Origin of the sequence: Alishewanella sp. HH-ZS (assembly GCF_001704375.1) — a bacterium.
GTDB lineage: Bacteria > Pseudomonadota > Gammaproteobacteria > Enterobacterales > Alteromonadaceae > Alishewanella > Alishewanella aestuarii.
Genome location: NZ_LZEJ01000108.1, coordinates 1 through 389, shown reverse-complemented (window position 1 = coordinate 389; position 389 = coordinate 1). Strand labels below are relative to the sequence as shown.

The following is a 389-nucleotide window of genomic DNA, read 5'->3' as shown; positions in this document are numbered from 1 at the left end:
GTTCAAACTACAAGCCATCCTTGAAGGTTATGACCTAGCAAAGTCTCTTGAGGCTGACTTGTGATCAAGAGACAGGCCTTAGTGCCGGGTTTTTTGTTGTCTAATTATTTAACGCTGTTTTTATATTCTAAGTACTCGGCATATCGCTCAGGGTAGTGCGTTTCGACATAGCTATCGATGGCCAACAGCGGTAGTTGTTTTGCGGCTATTGCAAAGTAGCGCAGAAACTTTGTGTCTTGAGCTAAGTCTTCGTTATTCCAATTAGCAATTACAATATGAAAGCGGGCCCGGGCCAGCGCTTCAAGCCCCAGCTCCTCGCCTAGTATCGCTGAGGCAAACACCAGGGCTGTCAGCGCATCCCTGACTTGTGTGCGCCCAGCATGGGCGCA

The 389-nt window shown here is 48.6% G+C and carries 1 protein-coding gene; it reads right to left on the bottom strand.

Annotated elements, in window-relative coordinates:
• Positions 1–104: 104 nt before the first annotated feature.
• A partial coding sequence (locus tag A9165_RS16960) for a hypothetical protein (protein ID WP_176714637.1) occupies positions 105–389 on the bottom strand: 285 nt, incomplete at its 5' end.